This window comes from Marinobacter sp., from assembly GCF_041690615.1.
Classification (GTDB): domain Bacteria; phylum Pseudomonadota; class Gammaproteobacteria; order Pseudomonadales; family Oleiphilaceae; genus Marinobacter.
In genome coordinates this window covers 42,260-59,076 of sequence record NZ_JAWLGY010000013.1, presented here as the reverse complement: position 1 = coordinate 59,076, position 16,817 = coordinate 42,260, and the positions used below count along the sequence as shown (strand labels likewise).

At 63.5% G+C, this 16,817-nt stretch carries 12 protein-coding genes; 7 read left to right on the top strand and 5 right to left on the bottom strand.

Annotated elements, in window-relative coordinates; genetic code table 11:
- Window positions 1-41: 41 nt before the first annotated feature.
- Window positions 42-731: a TetR/AcrR family transcriptional regulator gene (locus tag ACESMZ_RS10740; protein WP_372956317.1), complete on the bottom strand. Its 690-nt coding sequence runs from the start codon at window positions 729-731 to the stop codon at window positions 42-44.
- A gap of 56 nt (window positions 732-787) precedes the next feature.
- Entirely contained in the window at window positions 788-1,855 is a 1,068-nt protein-coding gene (locus ACESMZ_RS10735) for a hypothetical protein (RefSeq protein WP_372956316.1), read from the bottom strand.
- Between the two features lie 210 nt (window positions 1,856-2,065).
- Between ACESMZ_RS10735 and ACESMZ_RS10730 the strand changes: the two genes are divergently transcribed.
- Complete coding sequence (locus ACESMZ_RS10730; protein WP_372956315.1) at window positions 2,066-2,680, top strand: riboflavin synthase subunit alpha; 615 nt, start codon at window positions 2,066-2,068, stop codon at window positions 2,678-2,680.
- On the opposite strand, the gene ACESMZ_RS10725 is transcribed toward ACESMZ_RS10730, so the two are convergent.
- The 3 genes from ACESMZ_RS10725 to ACESMZ_RS10715 all read right to left on the bottom strand — a co-directional run bounded on the left by ACESMZ_RS10725 (window position 2,659) and on the right by ACESMZ_RS10715 (window position 9,970).
- Window positions 2,659-3,870, bottom strand: a complete 1,212-nt coding sequence (locus ACESMZ_RS10725) for a methyltransferase (protein ID WP_372956314.1) — start codon at window positions 3,868-3,870, stop codon at window positions 2,659-2,661. The genes ACESMZ_RS10730 and ACESMZ_RS10725 overlap by 22 nt on opposite strands.
- On the bottom strand, window positions 3,867-4,955 hold the full coding sequence (locus ACESMZ_RS10720; RefSeq protein ID WP_372956313.1) for a methyltransferase: 1,089 nt from the start codon (window positions 4,953-4,955) through the stop codon (window positions 3,867-3,869). Before ACESMZ_RS10720 ends, ACESMZ_RS10725 begins: the two co-directional genes overlap by 4 nt.
- 149 nt (window positions 4,956-5,104) lie before the next feature.
- Window positions 5,105-9,970, bottom strand: a complete 4,866-nt coding sequence (locus tag ACESMZ_RS10715; RefSeq protein ID WP_372956312.1) for an NAD-glutamate dehydrogenase — start codon at window positions 9,968-9,970, stop codon at window positions 5,105-5,107.
- A gap of 159 nt (window positions 9,971-10,129) precedes the next feature.
- On the opposite strand from ACESMZ_RS10715, the gene ACESMZ_RS10710 reads away from it, so the two are divergent.
- From ACESMZ_RS10710 to ACESMZ_RS10685, 6 genes are read left to right on the top strand one after another with little or no spacing between them, the layout of a single operon-like run.
- On the top strand, window positions 10,130-11,095 hold the full coding sequence (locus ACESMZ_RS10710; protein ID WP_372956311.1) for an AAA family ATPase: 966 nt from the start codon (window positions 10,130-10,132) through the stop codon (window positions 11,093-11,095).
- A 15-nt stretch (window positions 11,096-11,110) separates the two neighbouring features.
- Window positions 11,111-12,061: a DUF58 domain-containing protein gene (locus ACESMZ_RS10705; RefSeq protein ID WP_372956310.1), complete on the top strand. Its 951-nt coding sequence runs from the start codon at window positions 11,111-11,113 to the stop codon at window positions 12,059-12,061.
- On the top strand, window positions 12,058-12,516 hold the full coding sequence (locus ACESMZ_RS10700) for a DUF4381 domain-containing protein (RefSeq protein WP_372956309.1): 459 nt from the start codon (window positions 12,058-12,060) through the stop codon (window positions 12,514-12,516). Before ACESMZ_RS10705 ends, ACESMZ_RS10700 begins: the two co-directional genes overlap by 4 nt.
- Complete coding sequence (locus tag ACESMZ_RS10695) at window positions 12,510-13,538, top strand: VWA domain-containing protein (RefSeq protein WP_372956473.1); 1,029 nt, start codon at window positions 12,510-12,512, stop codon at window positions 13,536-13,538. Before ACESMZ_RS10700 ends, ACESMZ_RS10695 begins: the two co-directional genes overlap by 7 nt.
- Complete coding sequence (locus ACESMZ_RS10690) at window positions 13,535-15,361, top strand: VWA domain-containing protein (protein WP_372956308.1); 1,827 nt, start codon at window positions 13,535-13,537, stop codon at window positions 15,359-15,361. Before ACESMZ_RS10695 ends, ACESMZ_RS10690 begins: the two co-directional genes overlap by 4 nt.
- Complete coding sequence (locus ACESMZ_RS10685; protein WP_372956307.1) at window positions 15,355-16,746, top strand: protein BatD; 1,392 nt, start codon at window positions 15,355-15,357, stop codon at window positions 16,744-16,746. The genes ACESMZ_RS10690 and ACESMZ_RS10685 overlap by 7 nt, the downstream gene beginning before the upstream one ends.
- The last annotated feature ends 71 nt before the right edge of the window (window positions 16,747-16,817 follow it).

Sequence of the window (16,817 nt, the reverse complement as noted above, 5' to 3'; positions counted from 1 at the left end):
GGAGGCAACTGCAAAGTCCCGCCGGGCGGTGGAGCGGGGCGTCAGCCTGCGGTGCGTTTCCCGGCTACGGCGGCCTCGGACCTTGGCACCATCATCAGGTCCGGCGCCTGCATCCCCGCTGCCAGGAAGGGGATCAGGCGGGCAGCAATCTCCTGGATCGGCGTTTCCACCCCGGTCTTGGTCTGGAGGATATCCCGGAGGGCATCACTGGAAGACATGGTAAAGGCGGTAGCCCCCAGCATGAACTGGATGCGCCAGTACCGGTCCACAGAGGTGAGCTGCGGAGTGGCCTGCTTCAGCAGTGACATGAAACGGCTGAAAATGGCCCGGTATTCCTCTTCCAGGTATTCCCGCAGATGTCCCTGGGACTGAGTATAGGCCAGGCCCAGCAGGCGCATGAAGATGGAAATGCCGCGTTCGTTGCGCTGGGGCATCCGCACGGCGCTTCCGGTGAGGGCGCCGAGGATTTCCTCCACGGTCAGGTCCCGTTCGCCGGGACGGGCTTCGAGCTCATCGAACTCGGCGTCGAGGGTGGCCGAATAAGGGGTCAGGAAGCGAGCGAAGACAGACTGAATCAACGCGTTCTTGGAACCGAAATGATAGTTCACCGCCGCCAGGTTGACACCGGCCTTGCTGGTTATCATTCTGAGGGAGGTTTCTGCGAAACCGCGGTCAGCGAAGAGCTCCTCCGCAGCATCGAGGATCCGGTCAACTGTATCTGACTGCGCCACGAGATATTCCTTCAAGAAAACGAGTGTTTAAAACATACGTTTCAAACGAAACACTGTCAAGCTCGCCTGCGCTCCTGCCCGGCCTGCCCTGATGCCTCCGGAGCCGCCTGGTCCGACGCCGTGTTCTCCCCCTGCCCTTGGTGCTCTACCACCTGGTCGGCTTCCGGGTTTCTCTCCGGCCCGGGTTCGGTCATGGTTTGCGCCACAGACTGCCAGCCCCGGTCGATAGCTTTCTGGTGTCCTTCAAAATAGGCGTTCTGCATGCGTTCGTAGGCTTTTTCCGCCTCCAGCATGAAGATCAGGTACAAGCGGAAATGTTCCCGACGGGTCAGCGACGCTGCCAGCCGTCGCTGCTCCGACAGGTGGCGAAGGGTACTGAACCGGGGCGCCGCCAGGGTCGGGTTGAACTCGGACAGCTCATTGCATTGCCAGATCAGCCCCAGTTCGCCCTCCAGATGGGCCACATGGCGCCGGGCATCCCGCAGCAACTGCTGGCGCTGGAAAATCAGGTCAAGATAGGAGGGACTGGAGGTATACAACCGCCGAACAAATGGCACTCCCAGCAGCAGGATAACCACGAAGGCCCCAAAGCCACCCCCGGCAATCCAGGCCGGCACCATGCCGGTCAGGCCGCTGAGAAAGACCAGGGCTGCCACCGTGGCTGACAACAACCAGCTGTCGCGGCGCCGGCGGGCCGCACTGAGTGTATAGCTGTCCGGCCAGCCGGACAGGGAGAGGATGTTGAAATCCAGCAGGTTGACCCGCTCACACTGGCGCAGCAACCGGCGCAACCGGCGCTGGTAGGACTCGGCATAGCGGCGCTCCATCTCTTCCGATTCCGACTCTTCCGATTCCGACGCGGGATCGGCAGCGTCCACGCCCGCCTGAGCCCTGCCACCTCCGTCCGGTCGACCTGGCCCGGTCTCATCCGACCCAGTCTGTGATTGCGCGGGCCGACCTTCTGGCGGTACTTCCACTGGCGGATTCTCCGGTTCCCTCTCCGGGCCGGTATGGGCCGTCGCCAACTGACCGGTGGCTTCAGGGTCCGCGGGCCGGCCCGGGCGAAGCACTGGTGCCTGCCCCGGGTTGCCGGTATCGCGGGTTTTCAGGTTGGAATCTGCCATTACTGTCAGCCGGTTTTTTACGGGGTGCCCTGCATACCACGTCGCGGGCAGGTGTCCGGACGCGCTGTCAGCCGCAGGAAGACAGGGGCCCTGAAAGGTTATCGCCCCCCGGACGGGATTCTTTAACCGCCGGGAAGCGTCGAAAGCGTTTTGATAGCTTACCCCCGGGGCGATACACTTGCCCGTTCCGAAATGTAACGAGGTGCAACCATGTTTACCGGTATCGTGCAGGGTATTGCCACGGTGGAATCGCTGGACAGCCGGCCCGGGCTGACCACCTTTGTGATTGGTTTTCCCGAGGGTAGCCTTGAAGGCGTGTCCATCGGCGCGTCAGTCGCTATCAACGGTACCTGTCTGACGGTCACAGCGCAGGAGGGCAACAGGCTCTGGTTTGACGCCATGCAGGAAACCCTGCGACTGACCACGCTGGGCCGGCTTGCCGGCGGCAGCCAGGTCAACTTTGAACGGGCCGCCCGCATTGGCGACGAGATCGGCGGTCACCTGTTGTCCGGCCATATTCACTGCACGGCCCGGGTGGTGACCCGGGAACAGCCGGAAAACAACTGCACCCTCACCTTTGAAGTGCCCGAAGCCTGGCAGAAGTACCTGTTTCCGAAAGGTTACATCGCCGTGAACGGCGCCAGTCTGACCATTGGCGATGTAGACGGTAACCGGTTTAATGTTCATCTGATCCCGGAAACCCTGCGGGCCACCACCTTCTCCAATATCCGCGAGGGCGAGCGGGTAAACATCGAGGTGGACAGCCAGACCCAGACCATCGTCGACACCCTGGCCAGGATGGGCTACGACCGCCCACCAGCCTGACGAGGGCCTGCACACCGGAACACCACAAAGCGTGGGGACGCATGCAACTGCTCCACCTCCGTGAACGAAGCGCGCAGGCTGTGGTGGTACCCCAAATGACGGTTACCCACCACCAGCAGTTCGCCATCGGCGGACAGCTCCCGGGACGCCTCCCGGAACAGCCGCAGGGCAATGTGATCCCCCACGGCGCCACCCTCATGGAAAGGCGGGTTCAGCAGGGCCAGTCGGAAAGGTCCTGACCCGGCCGGTACCCCGTCGGAGTGGTAATAGCGACACCGCCCGGAAACCGCGGCCAGCCCGGTGGCGGCCACATTGGCCCGGGTGCTGATCATGGCCTGGGATGAAATATCCGCAAAGCTGACAGCCAGGTCCGGGCGCACAGCCAGGGCTGTCAGGCCGAGCAGGCCATTGCCGCAGGCCAGGTCCAGTACGTTCGCCTCCCCGGGCAGGGATGAAACGGCCTGCTCGATGAAGGGCAACAGCTCGAGGCTGCCAATATCCAGGCGCTCCCGGGCAAAAACCGCGGGCAACCCCTGTACCGGCGCTGCCCGTCCCGGAACGCTGTAGCCCCGCCACAACCGGTCCCAGCCCGTCAGGGTTGCGGTTCCAGGCCGGCACAGTACCAGGCGGGCCTTTTTCTTTGCCGGCAGTACGGCTTCAGTTTCCACCAGCTCCTGATAGACGCGGACAGCCTGGTCCGGCAGGTGTTTGATCATGCCCCCGGTCAGCAGCCAGCCACCGGGCCGGAGCACCTGGTTGCACCATCGCAACAGGAATGCCAGGTATTCCAGTTGTCGGGGCACCTTGAGAATCACCGCGTCATAATCGCCCGTCCCCGGCGCGGAACCGCTTTCAGATTGATGGGCTTCCAGTACCGATTGCCAGCTGATAACGGCAGGTACCGGCAGGCCGTTGGCCCTGGCATTAACGGCCAGTCCCTCCGCCAGTGCCGCACTGTCAGCCACCACGTCCGGCTCAAGGCTCGCGAGTCCCAGTGCCAGCGCACCGAAACTGTCATCCACCACGGCAACCCGTTGCCCGGGTTCGAGCCTGGACAGGGCTTCGGCAACCAGCTGTTCATCGGCAGCGTCCCAGGCTCTGAGACTTCGGCCGCCGCCATGGGGCCGGCTCAGGGACAGCTGCCTGTTGCCTGCCGGAAACCCGGCGCCGTTGTCATCAGGACGTGTCAACGCGCCCTCCCCCGGGCAGTTTTTTCCCGAAAAGCCTGGTAAACGGTAAAGCGCCTGTCTTCGGACAGTACCTCACAGGGCCCGATGTGCGCCCTGATCAGCTCCCGATAAGGCAGGAACCGGTTGGCCACCAGCCGCAACTCTCCGCCTGGCTGCAGATGACGCCGCACCTGCCGCAGAAAGGTCTCGGTCATGGACGTATCAGTCCGGACACCACTGTGGAAGGGCGGATTGGTGACAATCGTCTGATAAAGCCCCAGTTCTTCCGGCAGGCCATCGCTTGCGACGATGCGGCCGCCTGCCCGGTTGCGGTCGTAGGTCTGTCGGGCGCAGAACACGGCCTGGGCCTGGACATCAACACCATCCACGGGCCCGCAATCGGCGAACCGGGACTGAAGCCAGGCGCCGATGACGCCGGCGCCACAGGCAAAGTCGAGCACCGGCCCCCTGACGGGGATCTCCGCCAGGGTCTCCAGCAGCCGGGCCGTGCCCTCATCCAGGCGACCATCACTGAAGATGCCCGGCATACCGGCAACAGCGACCTGAGTGCCTGCACAGGCAACGTCATGCCAGCGCACCCATTGCCGGACATCAAAGGATTCCTCCGCCACCGGCAGCCGGGCTGTCCACACCTGGCAATGACGGGCACTGTCCACTTTTTCCGCCGCCGGAGCCAGCGCCTGCAGCTGGCGGGCGGCGCCGGCAATACCTTCGCGTTTTTCTCCGACCAGTATCACCAGCCCCTGCTCCACCAGCAGGTGGCTGGCCAGGGCCAGCTGCATGGTCAGGGCTTCACGGGCCTTGGGCACGAAAATCACCAGTGTATCGAGCGAGCGCCGGTCCGCCTCTGGCAGCTGGTAGCCAAACTGCACCCGGCAACCGCCTTGATGCTCCAGCGCAGAAGCCACGCCGGCATGCTCGGTGATCACCAGCGGTGGGGCAGCGGATGGCACGGCGGGCAGCACGGGGAGCGACAAACCCAGCAATCCGGTACGACCCCTGAGCAGGTTGGCGTTTCGCTCCAGCGCCGCCAGGGCGTTCACCCCTGGGGACTGGTCCCGGTTGGATGCCTTTCTTGCCGTCATGTGCTTCCCTCAGCCTGTGACTCTGGAAGTCAGCGCGACATGACGCCTGGCCGACCTCCGGGTGGGGCGAATTGAACGGCATTCATGGCAGAATCGCAACACCCGGAAGTACCACCGCGGCCCGGCAGCCACAGGAACGGCATGCGGGCTCAGTCGGTCAGGGGCGCGTGTATGCTGCTTTGCGCCAGGTCCAGCAGCTCCCGCAGGGCCACCGAAAACATGGCATACTCCGGCTGCCGCGCACTCTTGAGCTCGGCCAGCATGGTTTTCCAGCGGCGGACCATGGTCTCGTGCTGGGTCATCCAGCTTTCCACGCATTCGTCCACCTTGTGGTGGTCGTCCGCCATCCTCAGCACCCCGGTGGTCAGGGCCCGCTGCTGCCAGTCCAGGTCTTCCCGGAAGCTTTCACGGGCCAGGGCCTGCCAGTGGGACTGGGGCTTGAGGTTGGCGATGGCGGCGGCGAACCAGTTCAGGTCCAGGCGCTCCCCCAGCGTATAGTAAAGATTGGCCACGGTCTTGAGGGGCACGCCGGCCGACTCCTGGGCCTCGATTATCCCCAGGGCGGAGTATAGGTACGAACTACCCGATACCACCGCCGCCAGGTCAGCGGGAACGCCCTGTTTTTCCAGTTTTTCCAGCTCGCCTTTCCAGTCCTTTTCGGCCCCCTGTCCCAGGTAGTCCGGCAGGTTGGCAGAAATTCTGGCAATACTGTCGGTAAACCGGTCCAGGTGTGACTGGATATTGAGTTCACTGCGACGGTTGCGCAGCAGCCAGCGAACCGCCCGGCGCACCAGACGCATCAGGTCGTTCATCAGGCTGATCTGCAGGCTGGCCGGCACCTGATAATCCAGCTCCTCGATCTTGCGCCACCAGGTGTCCAGGCTGAAGACGTCCCGGGCGATGATCCAGGCCAGGGCGATGGCCGGGGCATCGGCGCCCGTGGACTGGGTGAGCCGGTCCACAAAGGTGATGCCCATGTGATTGATCATATCGTTGGCAATCTGGGTGGCGATGATCTCACGCCGCAACTGGTGGGCCTCCAGCTCTTTGGGGAATTTTTCCACCATGGGCCGGGGGAAGACCTTGTACATCTCTGATACCAGCAGCGGGTCGTCCGGCAGGTCACTGTCCACCAGGGTCTGCTTCAGGTCGCCTTTCACGTAGGATATCAGCACAGACAGTTCCGGCCGGGTCAGCCCCTTGCCAGCGGCCTTGCGCTCCTCCAGGGCCTCGTCATCCGGCAGGAACTCCAGTTCCCGGTTAAGCTTGCCCTCGGCTTCCAGGCCATTGATCAGGCGCCGGTACTCTTCCATGCGGCTGGCAACTTCATCATTCGCCACACTCAGTGCCTGGGTCTGACGGTAGTTATTGGCCAGGACCAGGTCGGCGACTTCTTCCGTCATGTCCTCAAGCATGCGGTTACGCTGTTTTTCCGTCAGGTCGCCGGCAGCCACCACCCGGTTGAGCAGGATCTTCATGTTGACTTCATGGTCAGAGCAATCCACGCCGCCGGAGTTATCAATGAAGTCCGTGTTCAGGCGGCCGCCGTTGAGGGCGAATTCAATGCGCCCCAGCTGGGTCATGCCCAGGTTGCCCCCCTCGCCGATAATACGGCAGCGCAGGTCGCGGCCGTTGATCCTCAGGCCATCATTGGCCTTGTCCCCCACTTCAGCGTTGGATTCGTGGGCCGACTTGACGTAGGTGCCGATGCCACCAATCCACAACAGGTCCGCCCGGGCCTTGAGAATGTGACCGATAAGCATGTTCGGCGGTACCCGGTCCGATTTGATGTCCAGCAGTTTTTTCATCTGGGGACTCACCGGAATCGACTTGGCGTTACGGCTGAACACGCCGCCGCCTTCGGAAATCAGGGACTCGTCATAGTCAGACCAGGCCGACCGCGGCATTTCGAACAGACGCTTGCGCTCGGCAAAGCTTTTCGCCGGGTCCGGATCCGGGTCCACAAAGATGTGCATATGGTTGAAAGCGGCCACCAGGCGTGCCTTGTCGGAACGCAGCAGGCCGTTGCCGAACACATCACCGCCCATGTCACCGATACCAATCACCGAGAACGTATCATTGGCCGGGTTGATGCCCAGCTCCCGGAAGTGTCGTTCCACCGACACCCAGGCACCCCGGGCGGTAATGCCCATTTTCTTGTGGTCATAGCCGTGGCTGCCCCCGGATGCGAAGGCATCACCCATCCAGAAGCCGTATTCCGCCGCCAGACCGTTGGCGATATCGGAGAAGGTGGCCGTGCCCTTGTCAGCGGCCACCACCAGGTAGTGGTCATCACCGTCGCGGCGAACCACGTCCTGCGGCGGCTGTATGCCGTTATCCACCAGGTTGTCAGTAATGTCCAGCAAGCCGCGGATAAAGGTCTTGTAGGCCTCGATACCCTCTGCCTGGAAGGCCTCACGGTCGGACGGGTCAGGCAACCGCTTGGCCACGAAGCCCCCCTTGGCGCCCACCGGCACGATGACCGCGTTTTTCACCTGCTGCGCCTTCACCAGGCCCAGTATTTCAGTGCGGTAGTCCTCAAAACGGTCCGACCAGCGCAGACCGCCCCGGGCCACCTTGCCACCCCGCAGGTGGACCCCCTCCACCCGGGGGGAATAGACAAAAATCTCGAACATTGGCAACGGCAGCGGCATGTCCGGAATTTTCGTGGGGTCCAGCTTGACGCTGATATAGGATTTGGGCTGACCATTGCCGTCCCGCTGGAAAAAGCTGGTGCGCAGGGTGGCCCGGATCAGGTCCAGGTAGAGCCGCAGCACCCGGTCTTCACTCAGGTTGTCCACCTCGTCCAGTCCGGCGTTGAATTCCAGTTCCAGTTTCTGCTGAGCTGCATCGCTTTTCGCCTGGCTTTGCTGGCGCGCCGGGTTGAAGCGGGTGTCGAACATCTGCAGCACCAGGTTGGCCAGCTCCACATGGTTGACCAGGGTATTGGCGATAAAGGTCTGACTGTTACTGAAGCGAATCTGCCGCATGTAACGGGCATAGGTACGAAGGATGGCAATGTCCCGCCAGCCCAGGTAGGCCGACAGCAACAGCTTGTTGAACGCATCGTTTTCCGCTTCGCCGAACCAGACCCGCTCGAAAAGCTCCTCGAAAATCGGCCGGATGCGATGAATATCCACCACTGTCCCGGCCCGGGCCTGTAACGAGAAGTCGTGGATCCACACCACGTTCCCTTCATGGTCCTGGATCTCGAAAGGGTGCTCGCCGATTACCCGGAATCCCAGGTTCTCGAAGATCGGCATGACATCGGAGAGGGGCAACTGCTCGGTGGGATTGAACAACTTGAAGTGTACCGTGCTTTCATCCTCTTCCAGCGCCCGATAGAAGCTCATAGCCAGGGGACGCCCCTCGGAGACCGCACAGATGTGTTCCAGGTCGATGGCCGCCCGCCGGGGTGAGAACATGTCCTGGTAGCTGGCCGGGAAGGCCGACGCATAGCACCGCATCAGCTCATTGCCACGCTCTTCGCCCCAGGTCTCGTGGAGCGCCTCGGACAGGCCATCACGCCAGGACTGGGCCAGTTCGATCACCCGCTCCTGGATTTCCGCAACCGGCAAACGCCGGTTACCGGCCCTGGGCACACGGATCGTGAACTGGACCCGGGCCAGCACGGATTCGGAAAAGTGGGTGACAAAACTGATGTCTTCAGCCTCAAGACGCTCACACAACACCTCCTCAACGCGCAACCGCAACTCGGTGTTGTAGATGTCACGGGGGAAGAAGGCCAGGCAGGTGACAAACTGACCGTACACGTCTTCACGCATGAACAGCCGGATCTGACGCCGTTCCTGGATGTAGAGAATGTCCAGGGCGGTCTGGTATAACTCGTCCCGTTCGATCTGGAACAGCTCATCCCGGGGGTAGACCGTCAGTATCTGGTCCAGCTCCTTGCCGGCGTAGTCATCTTTCAGGAAGCCGGAGCGTTCCACCACCGCCTTTACCTTGCGACGCAACAACGGGATATCTTCCGGCCGACCACTGTAGGCGCGGGAGGTATACAGCCCCAGGAAGCGGCGTTCACCCACCACCTGCCCCTTGCTGTTGAATTTCTTTACCGCGATATAGTCGGGGTAGGCGGGACGATGTACCCGGGACCGCTGGGCGGATTTGGCAAAGATAAACAGCTCATCGGTGCGGGTCATCTGGCTGCGGGTACGCCGTGGCAGTTCACGCATGGCCACCTTGGCACTGCGTTCATTGTTGACCCGCAGAATGCCCAGTTCCGAGTTTTCCACCCGGCATACGTTGGTGCCTTTCTTGTCGCTGACGAAATCGTACTCGTCGTAACCCAGGAAGGTGAAGTGATCGTCAATCAGCCAATCTACGAAGGCCCTGGCCTCCTGCACATCGTCCGGTGTGATATCCGCCGGGGAACTGTCCAGCTCACCGGCGATTTCCAGGGCTTTTTGCTTCATGGCATCAAAGTCTGACACCACAATGCGAACCTCATGCAGTACCTCCTGCAGAAGGTGCTCCAGGTTGGTCAGGTCCTGCTGGTCGCTGTGCCGGTCAATCTCCAGTACGATAAAGGCTTCGTGGCGGGCCTCGTCGTTTTCACCCGGTGCCGCCAGCGACACCAGCGCACCGTCGCTGTCCCGTTCTACCGCCAGAATCGAGTGATGAATGGTATGGGTGCCAATATCCCGCCGGTTGATGGCCATGCGAACCGAGTCAATGAGAAACGGGATGTTCGGGTGCAGAATAAAGATGACGGTGTGTGTGGACTGCCAGCCATCGCTTTCGAGATCAGGATTGAAGACGCTGACCGGGGTCTTGCCCTCCGGTCGCTTCTGCAGGAACTGCCAAGCTGCGAGCACCGCACCGTAGGTATCGTGGAAGGTCCGGCTGAGCAGCTCGTCCAGGGGCAGATGCATCAGGTGCTGACGACTGAAGTGCCCGATCCGTTCCGCTTCCTTCTTCGGCAGCTTGCGGACTAATTCCTCATCCAGTTGCTCAAGGAACTGTTCCTTGCTGGTTACGGTCAGGGTATTCATCAATCACCTCTGTGGTCCGGGTGCCCGGCTCTGGATGCCGGCACTGATGTGAACGAATGGTAAGTCCAGCATAGTCAAACCCTTGATAATTTGCTGTAAATTGGCGAAAACTTCATACGGTAAAACCGAGACAGCACCACTTCCGGAGTAGCCCGATCCATGTCCTCCCTGCAACAGATTTTTGGCGAACTCAAACAGCACCTCACGGAACAGATCATTGGTCAGCACGCCCTCGTCGAGCGCCTGCTGATCACCCTTCTGGCGGACGGTCACCTGCTGGTCGAGGGAGCGCCGGGACTGGCCAAGACCACCGCCATCAAGGCCCTGGCCGGCCACCTCACCGGCGACTTCCACCGGATACAGTTCACCCCGGACCTGCTGCCATCCGACGTCACCGGCAGCGAGATCTTCCGCCCTGAAACCGGTCAGTTCGAATTCCAGCCCGGCCCGGTGTTCCACAACCTGGTGCTGGCGGACGAAATCAACCGGGCCCCGGCCAAGGTACAGTCGGCCCTGCTGGAAGCCATGGGCGAGCGTCAGGTAAGTGTGGGCATGCGTACTTTCCCGTTGCCGGAGCCGTTCATGGTGATGGCCACCCAGAACCCCATCGAACAGGAAGGCACCTACCCATTGCCGGAAGCCCAACTGGACCGCTTTCTGATGCATGTCACCATCGGTTATCCGGAACCGTCCGCCGAGCGGAAAATTCTCCACCTTGTGCGTCAGCAGACGAGGGAGCCCCAGACCTCCACTCCCACGCCGGTAACAGCTGAACAGGTCAGCGAAGCCCGCTCAGCGGTAAGTGATGTTTTCATGGCGGATGCGGTGGAAGACTATTTGCTGGCGCTGGTACTGGCAACCCGTGATCCCCTGGCCCTGGACGACGACCTGGATCGCTGGCTGTCGTTCGGCGTCAGCCCCCGGGGCACCATCGCGCTGGATCGTTGCAGCCGAGCGCTGGCGTGGCTGGACGGCCGTGACTATGTGACGCCGGACGACGTCCGGGCGGTCGCACCGGATGTCATGCGTCACCGCCTGATACTCACGTTCGAGGCGGAAGCCGCCGGCATCACCCCGGACCAGGTGGTTCAGCGCCTGCTGGAACGGGTTCCGGTGACTGCCTGAGGTGTACAGACAGCCATGAGTACCCATACCCCCGCCCAGCAGCAGGCTGACCGGAACCTGGCCTATATCGGGCTGGACGACCTGCTTCGCCTGCAGGCCCAGGCGCGCACCCTGCAATTGCCCGCTGCCCGCCGCGCCATCCGCCAGCGGCGGGGTGGCCATCAGTCCGTACTGCGTGGCAGGGGCATGTCGCTGGCCGAGGTCAGACCCTATCAGCCGGGGGATGACGTACGCCGTATCGACTGGCGGGTTACCGCCCGCCGCCAGCAACCCCACACGCGGGTCTATGAAGAAGAGCGGGAGCGTCCGGTGCTGGTGCTCTGCGACCTCGGTCCTACCCTGTTCTACGCCAGTGAGGGCAGTTACAAGCAGGTCCGTGCCGCCGAGCTGGCGACATTGCTGGCCTGGGTTGCCCACGGCTCCGGAGACCAGGCCGGGGGCATTGTGTTCGGTGGGCCCCGTACGGCCATAGTCCGCCCCTCCCGGCGTCGCCGCTCGGTCCTGCAACTGCTTGACGCCCTGGCTGCCAATCAGCGCCGGCAGCCAGCCACAGACAGCGCCCCCAGCAAGCTGAACGAAGCCCTGACGGAAGCCCGGCGCATCGCCCATACCGGCAGCCGGGTGTTCATTATCAGCGATTTCCTCGGCGCCGGTGAAAACACCCGTGCCCTGCTGGCGGGACTGGCCATGCACAACCAGGTAACGGCCGTGGTACTGACCGATCCGCTGGATGACCACCTGCCGGCCCAGGGTGATTACGCCGTCTCCGGTCCGGCCGGCACACTCTGGTTTAACGGATCCGACCGTGCCCTTCAGCGGGCCTGGCAGGAACAGGCCCGGGCCCGGAATTCAGCCCTGCGGCACCTGTTCCGGCAGGCCGGCGTCAACGGCCTTGCGCTGGATACCGGGGAAGACCCGGTCGGCCTCATGCATGGGCTGACCTCGGTGGGAGGACGACTGTTGTGATTCCTGAGGAGGTACTGTCACAACTCCGCGACATCGAAACACCACCACCAGCTGGCCTCTGGCCGCCGGCACCAGGCTGGTGGATAGTGGGCGCACTGGCCCTGCTGATCCTGATTGCGGGCACATACATGGTATGGCGTCGCCACCATCGCAGGGCGCCCCGACGGGAAGCCCTGGCAAGGCTCGCTGCCTTTGGCATTCCGGAACAGGCCGGAACAGACTGGTATGCGGCTCTCAACCGACTGCTGAAACAGGCGGCTTCGAACCTGTACCCCGATGATCGCCCGGCGGCTCTCAGTGGCGACCAGTGGCGGGACTTTCTGGCACGCACCTCCGACACGCCCGGCCACACCTGGCAGCAACTGGTGAGCGCCTGCTATCGACCCGACAGCAACATAACACCCGGGCAGGCGCACCAGCTGGTGGAGCAATGGATACGGAGGCAGCCATGGTAACCCTGGCCTGGCCCTGGCTGCTGGTACTGCTGCCCCTGCCCTGGCTGGTAAGGCGGCTTTGGCCGGCCGCCACCTCCGAAGATGCCGTGATCGCCCCGGCCCTGCCGATACAATCCCGCCTGAGCGGCATGCCCGGGGTTGGCCGCCGGGGTGGTGCGGGACGCCGCTGGCTGAACCTGCTGTTCGCCCTTGCCTGGGCACTGTTGGTGCTTGCCCTGGCACGCCCCCAGCATGTGGGTGAGAATACGCAGGTGCCGGTGACAGGCCGCGACCTCATGCTGGCCGTGGACATATCTCCCAGCATGGAAGAACGGGACATGGTGCTGCAGGGTCGGGCCATGAACCGGCTGGAGGCACTGAAGGTGGTGCTGGATGATTTTATTGTCCACCGGGAAGGTGACCGCCTGGGACTGTTGCTGTTCGGTACCGAACCCTATATCCAGGCACCGTTGACCTTTGACCATGACACCCTGCGGACCCTGTTGTTCGAGGCCGGCCTGGGCATGGCCGGACGGGCCACTGCCATCGGGGATGCCATCGGCCTGGCGGTGAAACGCCTGCGGGAGCGCCCCCAGGAGCACCGGGTGCTGATCCTGCTGACCGATGGTGCCAATACCGCCGGCAACCTTTCTCCCCGGAAAGCCAGGGACATCGCCGCTGACAGCAACGTACGTATCCACACCATCGGTATCGGCGCTGAAACCGCTGTGCGCCAGGGCCTGTTTGGCCGTCGCCGGGTCAACCCGTCCAGCGACCTGGACGAGGCACTGCTTCGGGACATATCTGCTGCCACCGGGGGTCAGTACTTCCGGGCCCGCAGCATCGAGGAGCTCCAGGGCGTCTATCAGGAGATCGACCGCCTGGAGCCAATGGAACTGGAAGGCAGAAGCTGGCGGCCTGTAACCGAACTCTACGCCTGGCCGGGGGCTGCGTCCCTGGCCCTGTGGCTTGCCGGTTTTGCCTTTATCAGAACGCCGGGGCTGAACAGGATGGGGCCAGGCCTGTGGCGGAGGCTGCCATGATGGATTTCCAGTTCCTGCGCCCCCTCTGGCTGCTGGCCCTGTTGCTGATACCTCTGCTGGTCTGGCTGCAGTATCAGGCCGGCTCCGGCCAGAGCCAGTGGCATCGGGTTATTCCCCGGGCACTGTTGCAACCGCTGTTGCCTGCCGGAACCGGCAGCCCGTACTCCGCCACCAGGACCCGGCTGGTGGCTCCGGTGCTGCTGGCAGTAGCTGCGATAGCCCTGGCCGGGCCATCGTTCCGTTCGGCACCCTCTCCTCTCCAGCAGCAGGATGACTCTCTGGTGGTAGTGCTCGACCTGTCTCTGTCCATGCTGGCCACCGATGTGGAGCCGGACCGGCTGACCCGGGCCACCCGCAAGATACGCGATCTGCTCACTACCCGGGAGGGCGCCTTTACCGGCCTGGTGGTATACGCCGCCGATGGCCATGTGGTCTCCCCGCTGACCGATGACCGACGCACGGTTGAAGGAATGCTGGGCGCCCTTGACCCGGTCATCATGCCCGCCGCTGGCAACCGGGCAGACCTGGGCATCGCCCGGGCAGTGGAACTGCTGGAACAGGGGTCGCCCGGACGCGGTCGTATTCTGCTGATTACTGACAGCCTGAACCCCCGCTACGCAGAACACATTCGCCAGCAACTGGCGGATACGCCCTGGCAACTGAACGGCCTGATGGTGGGTACCGAAAACGGCGCGCCCATCCCGCTGCCGGAGCGGGGCTTCATTCGTGACGGTGACCAGGTGGTCATTGCCCGGGCCAGTATCGACGAATTGGCTGAGGCGGCGTCGGCCACCGGTGGCAGCGCCCTGACCATCACCACCACAGACCAGGACATTGCCCGGCTGGGACTGCGGGCCCAGGACCATGACCAATGGCGGCAGGCTGCCCGGGAACGTACGACCGAGCGCCGCCAGGACGACGGTTACTGGCTACTCTGGCTGGCATTGCCCCTCGCCCTGTTCGGCTGGCGCCGGGGCGTGCTGGCGCTGGTGGCCTGCACCCTTTGGTTGGGTCCCACCGGGCCCGCCCAGGCTGCCGACTGGAGCCGGCAATGGCAGAGCCTGTGGCAGACCCCTGAACAAAGGGCACCGGAGCTGATCGAGGACGATCCCGCCAGCGCAGCCAGCCAGCTGGACGACCCCATTTGGCGGGGCACCGCCCTTTACCGGGACGGCCAGTACGAAGGGGCGGCGGACGCCTTTGCCCGGGACGATTCCGCTACTGCCCACTACAACCGGGGCAACGCCCTGGCCCGGGCCGGCAAGCCGGAGGCGGCGCTGGACGCCTGGCAGCAGGCCCTGGCGCGGAACCCGGACCACGAGGGTGCGCAACAGAACCAGCAAATTGTCAGGCGATACCTGGAACAACAGAAACAGAAGCAGCCATCCGGCGATCACCAGCAAGGCGATTCCGACGGCGAGGGCCAGGGTGAGCAGGGAGCAGAGGGCGAGGGCGAAGGCGCCCCGCCCTTTTCCCCGGGCAGCCAGCGGGATAACGGGCGGTCAGGGACCGGAGCGCAGGGCTACCAGGACGATCCAGGCGAGAGTCGCCCACCTCCGGCCGACACCGGCGAACCGGGGGACCAGCGGCCCTCCGGCCGGCCAGCGGGCTCCGGTAAACCTCAACCGGGTGACCAGCCCGCTGACAGCAACGAGGCCCAGGGCGATGATTCAGGCGAAACCCGGGCTGATGCACTGGGTCAGTCACAGGAACAGTGGCTGCGGCAAATACCGGATAATCCGGGAGGATTGCTGCAGCGGAAGTTCCTGCAGCAATCCCGCAGCCGCAACGTACAACCGGACGAGAACGACACGCCATGGTAATACCCACCGACTGCCTGAGGCACCGCCTGCTGGTGACGCTGTTCGCCTGCCTCCCGCTGCTGGCCTTCGCCCAGCAGGAGGAAGACCGGCAGGCCTTCATCGAATTGTCGGCCAGTGACGACGAGCTCTATGTTCAACAGCAGCTGCATTTGCGGGTCAGACTCTATTACACCAACAACGTGATCCAGGGCCACCTGAAAGACCCGGAGCACCCGGATGTGATGATCGAGCAGCTCGGGGAGCAAAAGCAGTATCGTGAGCTTCTGGATGGCGAGCGCTACCGGGTGGTGGAACGCAACTTCGTGCTGTTTCCGCAAAAGCCCGGCGAGCTGCAGTTGCCGCCCATTGATTTTCAGGGCACCGCCCGCCACCCCCGGGGCCATCAGTACCGTATTACGGATTCGGCCACCCTGTTCCCGCTGAAGGTCCGGGATATACCGGACAGTTTCAGTGGCAGCACCTGGCTGCCCGCCAGGTCGGTTGAACTCAGCGAGCAGGGACTCGACCAGAGCAACCCGGTGGCGCCCGGCGAGAACCTCACCCGCACCCTGACCCTGACGGCGGACGGCCTGCCCGCCACTACCCTGCCCGACCCGGCACCGGTCTATCCGGATGCCCTGCGGGCCTACCCGGAGCCGGCCCAGCGGCAGTCTTCCGCCAGCGAAGAGGGGGTCAGCGGACAGCTGCAACAGACCGTGGCCCTGGTGCCGGTACCTGCACACGGCGGCGAGATTACCCTGCCGGAGGTCCGGATACCCTGGTGGGATGTGGATGAGGACCGGGAAAGGGTGGCGGTATTACCGGCGCGGACGCTGCAGGTCGCCGGCCCCGTTCGCATCGCTGATGCCGAACCGGAGCAATCCCGGACTGACGAATCCCGGGACTCCCTTACCCCGCCCGGGGACGGCGACAACTCAGGAGAAGTCCACTGGGTATGGCCACTGCTGGCCGCCATATTTGCCCTGGGCTGGCTTACCACGGCAGTCGCCTGGTGGTTGCGGACGCATCGGAACCAGGTCGGCTCAGGCGCCGGTACCGCAGCCGGGAAAACCGGCGAGCCAGCCCGATTTGCCAGGGTTTGTGAACAGGCCAGGAAGCTGGATCCAGCCTTCTTCAGCGAGTTTCCCACATGGACCGGGGAACTGACCGGCCGCAGCTGTACAACCGTCGAAGGTGCCCTGGAACAACTGGATGACGAGGCACTGCGACAGGCGGTCACTGAGTGGCAAAGGTATCTTTTCGGAAGAAATGGTGTTCAGCCCCCCGACGGACCTGCCCTCGCAGGCACCCTCAAGGACACCCGCAAGGCCTGGCGGCAGAGCAGGCGGAACACCGGCCAGGGAAGCCCGCTACCGGACTTCTATCCGGAAGGCATCAGGCCCTGAGGGGCCTGCAGGGCAGCATACGGGGGAGTCAGTGCGCGCCCGACCGATGAAGCCGTATGCCGGGCGCCCTT

Excerpts from the sequence above, each read along its gene's own strand:
- ACESMZ_RS10690 (WP_372956308.1), top strand. The coding sequence starts at position 13,535 with ATGATGGATTTCCAGTTCCTGCGCCCCCTCTGGCTGCTGGCCCTGTTG.
- ACESMZ_RS10695 (WP_372956473.1), top strand. The coding sequence starts at position 12,510 with ATGGTAACCCTGGCCTGGCCCTGGCTGCTGGTACTGCTGCCCCTGCCC.
- ACESMZ_RS10685 (WP_372956307.1), top strand. The coding sequence starts at position 15,355 with ATGGTAATACCCACCGACTGCCTGAGGCACCGCCTGCTGGTGACGCTG.
- ACESMZ_RS10720 (WP_372956313.1), bottom strand. The coding sequence starts at position 4,955 with ATGACGGCAAGAAAGGCATCCAACCGGGACCAGTCCCCAGGGGTGAAC.
- ACESMZ_RS10735 (WP_372956316.1), bottom strand. The coding sequence starts at position 1,855 with ATGGCAGATTCCAACCTGAAAACCCGCGATACCGGCAACCCGGGGCAG.
- ACESMZ_RS10705 (WP_372956310.1), top strand. The coding sequence starts at position 11,111 with ATGAGTACCCATACCCCCGCCCAGCAGCAGGCTGACCGGAACCTGGCC.
- ACESMZ_RS10730 (WP_372956315.1), top strand. The coding sequence starts at position 2,066 with ATGTTTACCGGTATCGTGCAGGGTATTGCCACGGTGGAATCGCTGGAC.
- ACESMZ_RS10715 (WP_372956312.1), bottom strand. The coding sequence starts at position 9,970 with ATGAATACCCTGACCGTAACCAGCAAGGAACAGTTCCTTGAGCAACTG.
- ACESMZ_RS10710 (WP_372956311.1), top strand. The coding sequence starts at position 10,130 with ATGTCCTCCCTGCAACAGATTTTTGGCGAACTCAAACAGCACCTCACG.